This window comes from Pseudoalteromonas shioyasakiensis (assembly GCF_022398475.1).
Taxonomy (GTDB): Bacteria; Pseudomonadota; Gammaproteobacteria; order Enterobacterales; family Alteromonadaceae; genus Pseudoalteromonas.
In genome coordinates this window covers 1-14,126 of record NZ_JAKEVM010000110.1, presented here as the reverse complement: position 1 = coordinate 14,126, position 14,126 = coordinate 1, and the positions used below count along the sequence as shown (strand labels likewise).

General features: G+C 41.1%; 14 protein-coding genes. 4 read left to right on the top strand and 10 right to left on the bottom strand.

Features of this window, described 5'->3' with window-relative positions; all coding sequences use genetic code 11:
• Positions 1-47: 47 nt before the first annotated feature.
• From glpG to L1D51_RS16185, 6 genes are all read right to left on the bottom strand, one after another.
• Positions 48-863, bottom strand: coding sequence for a rhomboid family intramembrane serine protease GlpG (gene glpG / locus L1D51_RS16210; protein WP_175078458.1), 816 nt, complete (start codon positions 861-863; stop codon positions 48-50).
• Complete coding sequence (glpE, locus tag L1D51_RS16205; RefSeq protein WP_054560963.1) at positions 860-1,177, bottom strand: thiosulfate sulfurtransferase GlpE; 318 nt, start codon at positions 1,175-1,177, stop codon at positions 860-862. The genes glpG and glpE overlap by 4 nt, the downstream gene beginning before the upstream one ends.
• Before the next feature lie 54 nt (positions 1,178-1,231).
• Positions 1,232-2,257 carry an L-threonine 3-dehydrogenase gene (tdh, locus tag L1D51_RS16200; RefSeq protein ID WP_054551064.1) on the bottom strand — a complete coding sequence of 342 codons (1,026 nt, stop codon included), beginning with the start codon at positions 2,255-2,257 and terminating at the stop codon, positions 1,232-1,234.
• A 55-nt stretch (positions 2,258-2,312) separates the two neighbouring features.
• Positions 2,313-3,509: a glycine C-acetyltransferase gene (locus L1D51_RS16195; protein WP_054560964.1), complete on the bottom strand. Its 1,197-nt coding sequence runs from the start codon at positions 3,507-3,509 to the stop codon at positions 2,313-2,315.
• 148 nt (positions 3,510-3,657) lie between these two features.
• Positions 3,658-4,209, bottom strand: coding sequence for a D-glycero-beta-D-manno-heptose 1,7-bisphosphate 7-phosphatase (gene gmhB / locus L1D51_RS16190; protein ID WP_239964197.1), 552 nt, complete (start codon positions 4,207-4,209; stop codon positions 3,658-3,660).
• On the bottom strand, positions 4,209-5,267 hold the full coding sequence (locus L1D51_RS16185; RefSeq protein ID WP_239964196.1) for a glycosyltransferase family 9 protein: 1,059 nt from the start codon (positions 5,265-5,267) through the stop codon (positions 4,209-4,211). Before L1D51_RS16185 ends, gmhB begins: the two co-directional genes overlap by 1 nt.
• Positions 5,268-5,391: 124 nt before the next feature.
• Between L1D51_RS16185 and L1D51_RS16180 the strand changes: the two genes are divergently transcribed.
• Positions 5,392-6,111: a 3-deoxy-D-manno-octulosonic acid kinase gene (locus L1D51_RS16180; RefSeq protein ID WP_239964194.1), complete on the top strand. Its 720-nt coding sequence runs from the start codon at positions 5,392-5,394 to the stop codon at positions 6,109-6,111.
• On the opposite strand, the gene L1D51_RS16175 is transcribed toward L1D51_RS16180, so the two are convergent.
• Both L1D51_RS16175 and L1D51_RS16170 read right to left on the bottom strand, forming a co-directional pair.
• Positions 6,112-7,203 carry a glycosyltransferase gene (locus L1D51_RS16175; protein WP_239964192.1) on the bottom strand — a complete coding sequence of 364 codons (1,092 nt, stop codon included), beginning with the start codon at positions 7,201-7,203 and terminating at the stop codon, positions 6,112-6,114.
• Positions 7,200-8,213 carry a glycosyltransferase family 1 protein gene (locus L1D51_RS16170; RefSeq protein WP_239964191.1) on the bottom strand — a complete coding sequence of 338 codons (1,014 nt, stop codon included), beginning with the start codon at positions 8,211-8,213 and terminating at the stop codon, positions 7,200-7,202. The genes L1D51_RS16175 and L1D51_RS16170 overlap by 4 nt, the downstream gene beginning before the upstream one ends.
• Before the next feature lie 212 nt (positions 8,214-8,425).
• Here L1D51_RS16170 and L1D51_RS16165 point away from each other — a divergent pair, with 212 nt between their 5' ends.
• The gene (locus L1D51_RS16165; RefSeq protein WP_239964189.1) at positions 8,426-10,000 is read left to right on the top strand and encodes a capsule assembly Wzi family protein; all 1,575 of its coding nucleotides are present in this window, start codon (positions 8,426-8,428) and stop codon (positions 9,998-10,000) included.
• Between the two features lie 33 nt (positions 10,001-10,033).
• Here the strand turns inward: L1D51_RS16165 and hldE are convergent, their stop codons facing one another.
• Both hldE and L1D51_RS16155 read right to left on the bottom strand, forming a co-directional pair.
• Positions 10,034-11,473: a bifunctional D-glycero-beta-D-manno-heptose-7-phosphate kinase/D-glycero-beta-D-manno-heptose 1-phosphate adenylyltransferase HldE gene (gene hldE / locus L1D51_RS16160; protein WP_239964188.1), complete on the bottom strand. Its 1,440-nt coding sequence runs from the start codon at positions 11,471-11,473 to the stop codon at positions 10,034-10,036.
• Positions 11,473-12,063 (bottom strand): D-sedoheptulose-7-phosphate isomerase, encoded by a 591-nt coding sequence (locus L1D51_RS16155; protein ID WP_058585836.1) that lies wholly within the window; start codon positions 12,061-12,063, stop codon positions 11,473-11,475. Before L1D51_RS16155 ends, hldE begins: the two co-directional genes overlap by 1 nt.
• A gap of 188 nt (positions 12,064-12,251) precedes the next feature.
• On the opposite strand from L1D51_RS16155, the gene waaA reads away from it, so the two are divergent.
• Both waaA and L1D51_RS16145 read left to right on the top strand, forming a co-directional pair.
• Entirely contained in the window at positions 12,252-13,529 is a 1,278-nt protein-coding gene (waaA, locus tag L1D51_RS16150; RefSeq protein ID WP_239964187.1) for a lipid IV(A) 3-deoxy-D-manno-octulosonic acid transferase, read from the top strand.
• Positions 13,530-13,561: 32 nt separating this feature from the next.
• Positions 13,562-14,104, top strand: coding sequence for a DUF1415 domain-containing protein (locus L1D51_RS16145; protein WP_054561196.1), 543 nt, complete (start codon positions 13,562-13,564; stop codon positions 14,102-14,104).
• The last annotated feature ends 22 nt before the right edge of the window (positions 14,105-14,126 follow it).

Below are 14,126 nucleotides of genomic sequence, written 5' to 3'. Positions count from 1 at the left end.
CATTAATTGTAAGATGGCGGCATAAGCCGCCATTTTTATTTACGCGATTATTTGCGTGAAAGCAGCTTGTCTGACACGGCATAAGCCATACCAGCCAATAGCCCCGCTAAATGCGCCCAGTTCGCCATACTCACAGGCAACATATCTACAAAGCCTAGAATAAGCCATACCAGCATAAAACCAACAATGCTATTACTTACTAGTGGCGGCTCTGTTGGCCTCATTACGCTGTAAATCCAACAAAAACCCAGTAAGCCATACACAACACCGCTTAAACCACCAAAGTTAGGCCCAACAACTAAAAACTGTGCCCAGTTACTAATGAATGCCGTCACTAAAAATAAACCCACTAAGGTTAATTTACCGCTGCGTTTTTCTATATCGTTACCCAGCGTCATCCACCAGATCAAATTAAAAATAAGATGAATAGCGCTAAAATGCACAATGGCAGGTGTAAACCAAGTTAGTGGCTGTGCAGGGTTGAACTGCAACATACTGTAAATAGTTTCAAAACCACCTAATAAGAAGGCAATAAATATAGCTATCGAGACTAAAGTAACCGTACGGTTTAGCCAGCTTAATGCCTTAAAGCGGGCTTTTAAATTGAGGGATTGCCCCTGATATGACAGAGGCGATTGTGTACTGCCTACCTGCCATGAAGCTTGTTGGTATTTTTCGTCATGAGGGTTAGCAGCAAACTCCTGCCAAAGTGGTTGAGCTTGATGAAAGTGCTCTGGTGCAACACAAATAATCACAGTTTGTCCATCTTGCGAGCGCAGCTCTCCATGTAAGCCCTTACTTTTTATGTAATCTATAAAGCCTTGTGCGGCGCGAGGATTATTTATGCTACCCAACTCAATCATCGTTCAATGTGCTCCGGAAGTTGCGTTTGCCAAGCTGTAAAGCCACCATCCATGCTGTATACGTCTTCAAACCCCTGCTCTACTAAATAGCTCGCAGCACCTTGAGAACTCACACCATGATAGCAAACGATGATGATTGGCTGATCAAACTCTTTATGCATCATAAATTCGCTGATATTAGCATTTGATAAATGCTCAGCGCCTGGGATATGCCCAGTTTGAAATGAGTTAGGATCGCGAATATCGGCAATCACAACCTCTTCTTTATCTAACAGCGCAAATGTTTCGCTCACTGAAATATGTTTATACGACATAGTACTCTCTAAACTAAAAAGGCGGCCAAAGCCGCCTTATCAAATTACTCGGTATTAATCCCAGTTGAGGATTACTTTACCTGATTGGCCTGAAATCATTGTATCAAAGCCTGCTTGGAAGTCATCCACGGAGAACTGGTGAGTGATAATTGGTTTCAGATCAAGACCTGACTGAATTAGACTCGCCATCTTATACCAAGTTTCAAACATTTCACGGCCGTAAATACCTTTAATAATTAGACCTTTGAAAATAACCTGGTTCCAATCAACCGCCATATCTGAAGGTGGAATACCTAACATGGCAATTTTACCGCCGTGATTCATGTTGTTTAGCATGCTGTTAAATGCAACTGGCACACCTGACATTTCAAGACCAATATCAAAGCCTTCGGTCATGCCAAGCTCTTTCATTACATCTTCAAGCTTTTCAGTTGCTACGTTTACAGCACGAGTCGCGCCCATTTTACGTGCTAAATCTAAGCGGTATTCGTTTACATCGGTGATAACCACATGACGTGCACCAACATGTTTGGCAACAGCAGCAGCCATGATACCAATAGGACCAGCACCTGTGATTAATACGTCTTCACCTACTAAGTCAAACGACAACGCTGTGTGTACTGCATTACCGAATGGGTCAAAGATTGATGCTAGTTCATCAGGAATGTTATCTGGAATTTTAAATGCGTTGAAAGCTGGGATCACAAGGTATTCAGCAAATGCACCTTCGCGGTTAACACCTACGCCTGTTGTATTACGACATAAATGAACACGACCAGCGCGACAGTTACGACAGTGACCACAGGTAATATGGCCTTCGCCAGAAACACGGTCACCCACTTGGAAACCACGTACTTCCTGACCCATATCAACCACTTCACCTACATACTCGTGACCAACAACCATTGGCGTAGGAATTGTATTTTGTGCCCACTCATCCCATTTATAAATATGGACATCTGTTCCACAAATTGCTGTTTTGCGGATTTTAATAAGCAGATCGTTATGGCCAACTTCAGGTTTTGGCGCATCAGTCATCCAGATCCCTGGTTCTGCTTTTAATTTAGATAATGCTTTCATGATTTACACTCAATTAAACAAAACCGAAGCAAAAGCTTCGGTTTAGGAAATAAAATTAGATAACACCCATTTCTTTACCAATACGGGTAAAGGCAGCAATAGCGGTATCTAATTGCTCTTTTGTATGCGCCGCAGAAATTTGCGTACGAATACGTGCTTGGCCTTTTGGTACTACAGGGAATGAGAAACCTGTTACGTAAATACCTTCAGCAAGTAATTTGTCAGCCATGGCTGAGGCAACTTTAGCATCGCCTAACATGACAGGGATAATAGCGTGGTCTTTGCCTGCACAGGTAAATCCTGCTGCTTCCATTTGTTCACGGAAATACTTTGCGTTATCCCAAAGCTTAGCGCGTAATTCGCCGCCATTGCTTAGCATCTCAAGTACTTTAATTGATGCAGTAACAATTGATGGTGCAAGTGAGTTTGAGAAAAGGTATGGACGAGAGCGTTGACGTAACCACTCAACAATTTCTTTTTTACCTGAAGTGTAACCGCCTGATGCGCCACCAAGTGCTTTACCAAGGGTACCTGTGATGATATCAACACGGTCAAGTACACCACAATACTCTGGCGTACCTTTACCATTTTCACCAACAAAACCAACCGCGTGAGAGTCATCAACCATCACTAATGCATCATATTTATCAGCTAGGTCACAAACCGCTTCAAGGTTACAAATGACGCCGTCCATTGAGAAAACACCGTCAGTAGCGATTAGCTTAGTTTTAGCACCCGCTTCATCAGCAGCAATAAGTTGCTTTTCAAGGTCGCTCATGTCGTTATTTGCATAGCGGAAACGCTTTGCTTTACAAAGACGCACACCATCAATGATCGAAGCATGGTTTAGGGCGTCTGAGATGATTGCATCATCTGGGCCTAAGATTGTTTCAAATAAACCTGCGTTTGCATCAAAACATGATGAGTAAAGAATAGTGTCTTCGGTTTCTAAGAACTCAGAGATCTTTTGCTCTAAAGTTTTATGAATATCTTGAGTACCACAAATAAAGCGTACAGACGCAACACCAAAACCATGATCGTCAAGGCCTTGTTGAGCTGCTTTAATTAACTCTGGGCTATTTGCTAAGCCAAGGTAGTTATTAGCACAAAAGTTAATGACCTTATCACCTGAGGCAACTTCAATTTGAGCCTGTTGCTGTGACGTGATAACACGCTCGCTTTTGTATAAGCCTTCAGCTTTCACTTCATCAATTTGCTGCTGCAACTGATTAAAAAACGCAGATGCTCTCATCTGTAATCTCCACATATTCTTGTATCTAACCAGAAATGATTAGCATGACATTAAATTTTGCGCCTATTGTAAAAGCTTAGCCGAACAATTGCACTGTTTGCAGTTCGTCGCAGACCGTAAGGGTTGCGAAATAAACTGGTCTTACCTGCTAAGACTGTAAAATTAAAGCAGGTAACTCAGCTAAAGACTCGCAGACCACATCAGCGTGTTGTTCTGTTGACTCGGCATAACTTTGCCCTGAGCGAACTAAAACACGGGTCGCGATATTAGCTCTTTCAGCGGCAATAAGATCGCCAAGCTTATCGCCAACCATAATACTTTGTGATGGATCGATTTGATGCTCATCAATGGCTTGTAAAAGCATACCCGGGGCAGGCTTGCGACAATTACACTCTTGCAAATAGGCAGGTTCTGCTTTGCTTGGATGATGCGGACAAAAATAGACATCAAGAATAGTAACGCTATGGCGTAAAAATTCGCCCTTCATCCACTCAGTGAGGTTGTAAAAATCTTGCTCTGAATAATAACCACGGCCAATACCTGACTGGTTAGTTACCACCACAATTTTATAACCGGCATCAGAGAAGGCTTTGCACGCCTCAAATACACCAGGTACAAATTCAAACTCTTCAGGTTTGTATACATAGCCATGATCAATATTGACCACACCATCACGGTCTAAAAATAAAACTTTGCTCATTACAATTGCTCTTTATCTACCACGTGGTCAAACATCGAAATCACCTTTTCAACACTTATTTGCGCCATTAAATCAGCCCCTTTAACGCGTGTTCCCCAAGGTAGCTCTTGCGCTGTTTTGCCTGTTTGCTCACGTAAATTTTGGTGATAAACCTCAACAACATAATCTTGGTATAAATAAGGCCCTGTGCGTTTTGGGTTTGAGTGGGCATACAAACCAATAACAGGTGTTCCTACCGTTACAGCCATATGCGCAGGCCCAGTATCAGGAGCTAGCACTAACGCCGCACGTTTCAAAACACATAACAGTTCTTTTAGTTGAGTTTTCCCTACTAAGTTAAGCACAGGTGCCGAACTCTGCGCGATAATTTGCTCGGCAAGTTCAATCTCTAAAGGGGTTGGGCCGCCAGTAATAACCACCGAAAAGCCTTTTTGATGAGCATATTCAGCAAGTGCAGCATAACGCTCAGGTAACCAATTACGCTCTTTTTTACTTGCCGCAGGCGAGATAACAAAAATACGCCCGGCTAAACGCTCATCGCCTAATAGCACATCGGCTGCTTGTTGGTGCTGTGCAGTAATTGGCATTTGCCATTGAGGTTTGTAATCAGGGGTCCCTATTGCTTGAGCAAAACCTTTAAAGCCTTCTAATACATGCGCCTCTGATTGCGAGGCAATCCGCTTATTAATAAACAAGCTATGTAACTCTTTTGAGCGAGCCCAATCAAACCCCACTTTGACCTTTGCCGGAATACAACGGGCTGCTAGATTCGCTCTGAGTGCAACTTGCATATGTAAGAGCACATCAAATTTACGCCCCTTGAAAGTATCTTTTAGTTGCTGATAAGCCTGTTTGCCCTGCTTTTTATCGAATACAACAAACTCAACGCCTGGTAAATCAGCCAGTAACATGGCCTCAACTTTACCAATCACCCAGGTAATTTTTGCCTTCGGATGTGCCTTTTGAATTGCTTGCACTGCTGATACGGCATGACATACATCACCAATAGCCGAAAGCCTTAAAATACAAATATCTGAATAGGAGGTTGATTGAGTCACGTGCGCCCTTAGCTACAGCAAATAATATGCGATCTTAAATTAACTTGATGCTAATGCAAGCACTTATGCGAAAAGCTAAAAATACGGTAAGATAGCGCTAATTTTATTTAATCTTGAAGTTGTTATGTTTGAAACTCAGCATCTACAAAACACCACCCTTTTGTGTCACCCAGCTTATAAAGATGAGCTCACGCAACAGTGGTTCGATGCCAATTATTGGCAACAACAAGATAAAATAGTTGGCGCAAAAAAAGGTCGCGCAACAGCATGGTTTTTTAAACATCAACAGCTTACAGGCGTTCTGCGTCACTATTGGCGCGGTGGGTTAGTAGGTAAGTTACTGAGCGATCAGTACCTATATGTTGGTTTAAAACAAACTCGTGTCTATAAAGAGTTTACACTGATGATGCGCTTACTTGAGCTTGGCCTAAACGTACCGACACCCATTGCGGCAAAAATTACCACCCGCGGCTTAATCTATCGCGGCGATATCATTACCGAGGCAGTGACAGGCGCAAAAAGTGTGTTAGATATTTTAATCACGCGCCCACTTAGCCAGTCTGAGCTAAAAGCGATAGCAGTGACTCTCAGCGAGTTTCACAATCATGGCGTCTATCACGCAGATTTAAACATCAATAACATCTTGTTCGATGATACAGGTAAGGTGTTTATCATCGACTTTGACCGCGGTGAAATCAAACAACCACACGCTAGCTGGCAATCAGAGAATATCAAACGCCTTGCCCGTTCATTTGCGAAAGAGCAAGGCCGTAATGAAGTGATACATTGGCAACAAAGTGATTGGCAGTCACTGGTGTGTGACTACCAAGCATTGCTGAACTAATTATCGATTTTGGGCCAATGCTAAATAACTTTCAGCAACTTTTGTTGATGGTATTTTTGATAGTATTTCTGCATCAACAACCTCTGGCTTATCGTTTAACACAGACTCAATAGCTTGAGTTAAAGCCCCAGGGTTATTTGTAGGGACTAAATACTTGGCTAAACTACCCGTTAAGATTTCTTTTGGTCCATGAGTACAATCGGTGCTTACAACTGGCGTACCCAGTATGAGCGCCTCAATGAGAACAGTAGGTAATCCTTCATAATCTGAACTCAGTACCAAAGCATCAGCGCCTTTAATCCAAGCATATGGGTTTTGCTGAAAGCCTGGCAAAATAAGCCTATCTTCAATACCATGCTGGCGACCAAGTTTGGCGGCTTTATTAACTTTATTACATAATAAAACAAGCTTATGGGATGTATTTAAATTAGCAAATGCTGAAAATAAAACATCATGTCTTTTTTGTTTTGCTAAACGACCAACGTGAATAATGTAAGGCTCACTTGGCAATCCTAACTCAGCTTCACTCGCTTTTTTGACTATGCTTTGAATATTGAACGGGTTAAAAATTGTTGTGATACTGCGGGGACTAATAAACTTTTGCTGTTTAATTTCACTTTCAATACCTTTAGAAACACAAATTAAATTTTGCCCTGACAAGCGCTTTTTACTCTTCAGTAAATAATGATAAGCAAATGGTCCAAGTTTCTTTTGTCTATTTAACTCAGCCGTAATTGAGTTATGAATGACATAGAAAACATGTTTAATAGTACTGCAAATTAGCAAATTATTACTACGATCTAGATTTGATAGAACGAGATCAAATTCCCCGTTTTTAGATTGGTATTGTGCAAACCAGTTTTCGATATGTTGTACGCTTTTTTTTAGTTGCCAGAATCTATCAACTTTTTTTGCCTTATGGTCAAACAAACATTCAACATGCAGCTGTGATGATAAGGTATATTCAATCGAGTTCGCTAAACTAAGAATGACAACTTCATGTTGTTGAGCCAAAAGCTCGCCAGCCAGCGTCAGCATCACTTTCTCAGCCCCACCGCCAACCAAAGAATCAATAACTATGGCAACCTTCATTTAGAAATCCCAAACAATAACTCAGACACACCTTGCAGCATTTCTTTCTTGGCATTATGCGGTTTTATTTTCGCCAAAACGTTTTTAGTTGCTTGATAAGTTGCTGGTTCCAGTAATCGTTTAACAGCGTCACTTAAACTGTCTAACGTTGGGTCTGCCGCTAAAGTTAAGTTACTGTCCACACAGTTTTGCAAACGTTTCGGTTGGTCCTTGGAAATTGCTGCAGCAACAGTGGGGACTTTGAGTGAAATAGCTTGTAATAAACTGTCCCCCGCTGATAACACTGCAAAATTAGCATGTGCTAATACACCAACAAATTTACTTGCATGTAAACTTTTTAAGATGATCAGGGCATCATCTTTAGGTAGATCGTTTGGGTAGTTAGAACCAAAAACAACGATACCTTTCAAGCCTGTTTCAGCAGCTATTTTCTTGGCTGCTTGATAAAAAATATCAGCAAATAGCTGTGTTTTTTCACCGTGCCCACCTGATCCTGCATTTACTAAAAAATAACCTTCATTAGTAAGGTTAAATTGAGCTAACAATTGATACGTGTCAGTACTTGATGACTGCGAGAAAAAAGGACCCACATTTACCGGAGGTGACAGAGGAAAGAGCTTAAGCTTTAATCGCTCACTGAAGCTTATTTTTTCAATACAATAATCAGGTTGCGCAACCCAATGTTTATCTATTAAATTTAAACGATTTAGCTTTAAGCCTTTCGCTCTTTTTTTATTATGCTGTGAAATAAACACCACTTTAGCCCCTGCACGCTTTGCTGTTTTCATTTGGGCTGCTCTACCCGCACAATCAAAAACAACCAAGTTAGGCTTAAATGCTTCAATTAATTGATTAACTTTACGCGTTTCTTTTGTCGCTGATTGCTCTATGAGTGTTGTATCAAATGGGCAATCAAAAGCGTAATTTGTATGTTTATTTAATAAAAAGTGGATGTCTAAACGATCGGGAAAACACTCATTTAAATAATGAGCAAATGATAACGAACGCATGTATTCACCTATTCCTTCAGATGATGACACGGGGATAAATAAAAGGCGTTTTTTTTCCATTACACTTTAAATTATAAAATTTGCCAAATTATACATCAAATTGAGTTCCTTTTACGATACCTAGACGAATTGCTCGTTGTGAATTATTTACTGCAATCATCATGTAGGGTTGGTAGACTTCTAGTCCCAAAAAACAAACCGAGAATTAAGCATTGCCTAAAAAAACACTTTTATTATTCGCTCTTGCTAGCGCATTTAGTCTACCTCTAGCTGCTGAACCTTGGGTTAAACCAGACGACTATGGCTTACGAGCCGACATTCAATTATTAGCGGATACAGGAGTGATTAAAGCTCCTGTAACGACATACCCGCTAATGTGGAATAGCTTTATTGATGAATTAAATGACACCACACTAGAGCAATTACCTAGTTTTGTTCAAGATGCTTTACTTCGTGTAAAGCACAGATATAAAGCCGAAAATACCGAGCAGCACAATTTCCATACTGAAGTTTTTCTATCAACAGATACATTACCAGCCACGAGTTTTGGCGCCACCAACACACAAAAATCAGAAGCGACCGTCGCTTATAGTTATTTAGGTGAAAGTTTAGCTGGTAAACTAGCAGTTAATTATCGTTCTGATGGTCGAAAATGCTATCTAGAGGGCATGGAACAATCAGACATAGCTGAAGATCATCAAGCTCTTACTGATTGTGATGATATTACTTTTGACCATAGTTACCTTGCCTATAAAATTGGCAATTGGGTCTTTCGTGCAGGTGCAGTTGAACAATTCTGGGGACCAGGTGTTGACAACAGTCTAATTCTCACAGCGAATAGTAAACCTTTACAAGCTTTCAGCATTAGTCGTGAAAAAGCCACAGCTTTTGAATCAGCTTGGTTGAGTTGGATTGGTCCTTGGAGCTTAACAACTCAAATGGCTAAGCTTGAATCTACCCGAGCAGTCCCTGATGCGCTACTTTGGAGTAGCCGAGTGAACTTTAGACCAATTCAGCAACTTGAGGTTGCTCTAAGCTGGTCTGCACAATGGGGCGGGGATGGTGAACCACAATCTATCTCAGAATTTTTTGATATGGTTTCAGGTAAAAGTACTTGCCCTGATGGATCGCAAGACTGTACTGAAGCTGAGAAGTCAAAATTAGGCAACCAACTGGCAGGTATTGATTTACGCTGGTCAGATACTCTCTATTCATACCCGTACGCTATTTATGTAAGTACGATTGGCGAAGATGCTAGTAGCTACTTTAAGCCCGCAGACAGAGCGTATTTAGCGGGTGTAGAGACAACAATTCCATTTGCAGAGCAAAATATCAAAGTAAACATTGAATACATTGATACTGTAGTTTCATGCTCTGGTGATGAATCTGTGCCTGGTGCTGTGATCTCATATAACTGCTATTACGAGCATGGTAAATATAATTCAGGTTATCGCTATCAAGGAAGAACGATTGGTTCTACATTTGATAACGACACAGAGTCCCTTGTACTCACAGTGCTTGGGCAACATAGAAATGGCAACGATTGGCAGGTTAAACTGCGCCAAGTTGATTACAACAACGACAATGTAGATCTTTACCCTAGCAACCCAGATTTAGGGCATACAATCACTAAAAATGCCATTGATAGTACACAACTAGAACTGCGCTACAGAATGTTAGCATTACAAGGAAGAATCTCTTTCGGTGCTCTGGCTGCTAAGAATAAATCAATGGAGGAATCAGACACTGAAACCTCCGCATTTATGAAATATGAAATGAACTTTTAGAATCAAAAAAGCCAACACATGTTGGCTTTTTTATTAACTTTTTATTTTGCTAATTACGTTTGATGTTGAGCAACCATTAAGAAACTCAAGTACTTCGACTTTGCCGCCATGGCGTAATACATGATCGGCACCGGCAATTTGGTCAACGGTATAATCGCCGCCTTTTACTAGTACATCAGGGCTAATTTGCTCAATAAGCTTAGCTGGCGTGTCATTTTCTTCAATACTGCCAAATGGAATAACCCAGTCAACTGATGCCAATGCACTTAATACCATGGCACGTTCATCCAATGGATTAATCGGCCTTTCTGGACCTTTCAAGCGAGTGATTGATTCATCATTATTTAAGCCAACAACCAGCCTGTCACCTCGTGCTTTAGCCTGTGCTAGGTAGCGCACATGGCCTGCGTGAAGAATGTCAAAACAGCCATTAGTGAAAACTATTTTTTCACCATTTTGCTTAGCAAACTCAATATGCTGAAGCACATCTTCAAACGGCGTTTGGTAATGCTCGCCAGTTTGCTGTAAATATTGACCAAGCTTACGGCTTAGCTCTTCTGGCGATACGGTTGCGGCACCCAGTTTACTCACCGCAATTCCGGCAGCAAGGTTGGCAATTTCAACCGCATCTTTTGCTGCCATACCCGCACCAAGCATCACGGCAAGCGTCGCAATTACGGTATCGCCGGCGCCAGTAACATCGCTGACTTCAAGCTGCTGGGCCGCAAAATCATGTTTTTCTGCTTGGCTGATTAACGACATACCCTGCTCTGAGCGAGTTAACAACATAGCAGCGATGCCCGCTTCAGTAATTAGCTTACGTGCGCTGTCAGTCAAGTTTTGCTCAGAGTCCGTCAAACCACCAGCAAGCTTAAACTCGTTTAAGTTAGGGGTTATGTAATCAGCACCACGATATAAGCTTAAATCAGATGATTTAGGATCAATAAGTACCGTTTTACCCGCTTTCTTTGCAACCTGAATCATTTGTTGAATTAAGCTCAAAGAGCCTTTGTTGTAATCAGAAAACAACACAAAATCGTAGTCATCTAAAACCAGCTCTAAACGGTTTAATAACAATTGGCTGTGTTGCTCAGTAAAGCTCTCTTCAAGGTCTAATCGAACAACTTGCTGATGACGGCTGATTACTCGCATTTTAGAAATTGTCGGTAAATCGCAAACACTCACTAATTGCGAATCAATTTTCTCTGAACTTAAAATTGTTTCGAGGATTTGCCCACTTTCATCTTCACCAACTAATCCTAGTAGGCCCACTCTACCATCTAAACGAGCAATATTTTTTGCTACGTTTGCTGCACCACCAGCTTTGTCTTCAAATTTACTGACTTTAACAACAGGTACTGGGGCTTCAGGCGAAATACGTCCTGAATCGCCATGCCAATATCTATCTAGCATGACATCACCAACGACCAAAATACGTGCCTTTGAAAGGTTTTTTAGTAACGCTAAATCCATTACTTTTGCTCCGCTACAACCATATCGATGGCTTCGCATAGCCAATGTCCGATGAACATATGCGCCTCTTGGATACGCGCTGTTTCATCATTTTTAATGATAATAGGTAGCTTAGCGATATCTTTTACTTTACCGCCATCTCGGCCTGTTAATGCGACTGTAAAGGCGCCAATTTCATTTGCCGCTGCCAGTGCAAGATTGATGTTAGGACTAGTGCCTGAGGTGGTTAAGCCAATCACCAAATCTTCAGGTTTACATAACGCCTGCACTTGGCGCTCAAATACAGTATCAAAGTGATAGTCGTTACTGTGAGCGGTTAAAATTGAGGTGTCTGTTGTTAATGCGATAGAAGCCAGCGGACCGCGCTCCAATTTGTAACGTACGACAAACTCAGCAGCTAAATGCTGTGCATCAGCCGCACTACCGCCATTACCAAACCAAATAACCTTACCACCTGCTTGCAAAGCGCTGTGACATACTTCAAGTAATTGCATCACTTCTGGGTGATATGTATCCATCGTTTCAAATAACATTTGATGGCGGTTCAAACTTTCTAAGTAGCTTGCTGCTACAGAATCTAATTCAGGCATGAATATCCCTCTTTGGAACAAACTTTGGCAGGAGTAATAATGTTATTATTCCACAGATTTATTTCTTTGTGTTCAGTTTATCGTACTTTTATGAATATCGACTGGATAATTACAGTTATATGTAGACTAACTATTGGCAACAGCTCGATTAGCGTTAAACTACCCTAAAACTCTATATATTAAAAATTATGGCGCGCATTTTATACTCTTTACTTTTATACCTACTAAGTCCACTGGTTGTTTTTTACCTGTATGTTTTACGTGGCAAAAAGAATAAGGGTTACCGTGAGCATTTTGCTGAGCGCTTTGGCTTTTCGAACTTATCTCATCACGATGTTGTTTTTCATTGTGCCTCTGTAGGGGAAGTGTTAGCGGCAACCCCGCTTATTAAGGCTGTTCAATCAGAAAATCCAGCGCTTACTATTTTAGTAACCTGTAATACCCCAACAGGTCGCGAGCAAATAAAAAATAACTTTAAAGATGCGGTTAGCTGTAGTTATTTACCGATTGATTTTTTCTTCGCTACCAATCGATTTTTAAAACGAATCCAGCCAAAGGTACTGTGTATTTTAGAAACTGAGCTTTGGCCAAACCTTATGGCGCAAAGCAAGAATTACGGCACAAAAGTACTTGTTTTAAATGCCCGACTTTCAGCTAAATCACAGCAAGGCTACCAAAAGGTAATGCCTTTAACTAAGGTGATAATGCAGTCTATTAGCGATCTTGCTAGTCATAATCAAAATGATGCCAAACGTTTTATTGAACTTGGTTTAAAACCTGAAAAGGCACGCGTATTTGGCTCAATTAAATTTGATATCACGCCTACAGAAGAGCAATTAAATAAAGTTGCAGTACTAAAAAAACAGTATAACAACGAGCGCTTTATCTGGGTTGCAGGCTCCACTCACCCTGTTGAACATGAGCTTATTTTAACTGCTCATGAAAAGCTGTTAAAAGCGTTACCCCACGCACTTTTGATTATTGCTCCACGTCACCCAGAGCAATTTGATAAAGTCGCTGAAGTTTTAAAAAGCTCAAATTTAAGCTTTAGCCGTCGCAGTGAAGATAACTATAACAACCAACAAGTTGTGTTAGCTGACACGTTAGGTGAGTTACAATGCTTATATGGTGTGGCAAACATCAGCTATGTTGGTGGTAGTTTAATCGAGCGAGGCGGCCATAATCCGTTAGAGTCAGCAGCGTTTTCTGTTGGCGTATTAGCAGGTCCTCATACCTATAACTTTGACCATATTTATCCTGAGCTGATTAGTGCTCAAGGAGCTAAAACCGTTACCGATGAAAATCACCTTGCTGACACACTTATCGCTTTGAGTACTGATGTACAAAAGACGATTAAGCTCGGTCAACAAGCTGCGAAATGCGTTGCTAACAATCAAGGCGCCATCAGTAAAACGGTTAATTTAATTGAGCTTTACTTAGAAAAGTACGATAGAAAAGTAAAATAGAATAGAGAAATAATGTGACTTCAAAGCAAGCGATGAATCGCCCAGAAATACAAATGCGCGAATGGGTATCAAGCGTAATCGTAAAATACAATTTCTGCCCGTTTGCCCGTAAAGAAGTTGAAAGCAATTGCATTCATTATCAAATCAGTCAGTCTATTACGCTTGATGATGCAGTAATGGATATGCTTGAGCAATGTAGCGCGTTAGACCAACAAGCAGAGCGCGAAACCACTTTATTAATGTTTGAGCAAGGCTTTAAGGATTTTGAAGAGTTCTTAGATTTAGTCGATTTAGCCAATGCGCTTTTAGCTGCGCAAGGCTATGAAGGTAAGTATCAAATAGCCAACTTTCATCCTGACTATGTGTTTGCTGATAGCGATGACAGCGACGCTGCAAACTATACGAATCGTGCACCTTACCCAACACTGCATTTGATCCGTGAAGCCAGCATGAGCGAAGCGTTAGACAGCTACGATGAACCCGAATCGATCCCAGAGCACAACATTAAACTAGCAAGACGCAAAGGCATCGACTTTTGGCAGCAGCTGCTACAAAACTGCATCGATAAGCGCTAACACCTACCGGCGTTTAATAGAT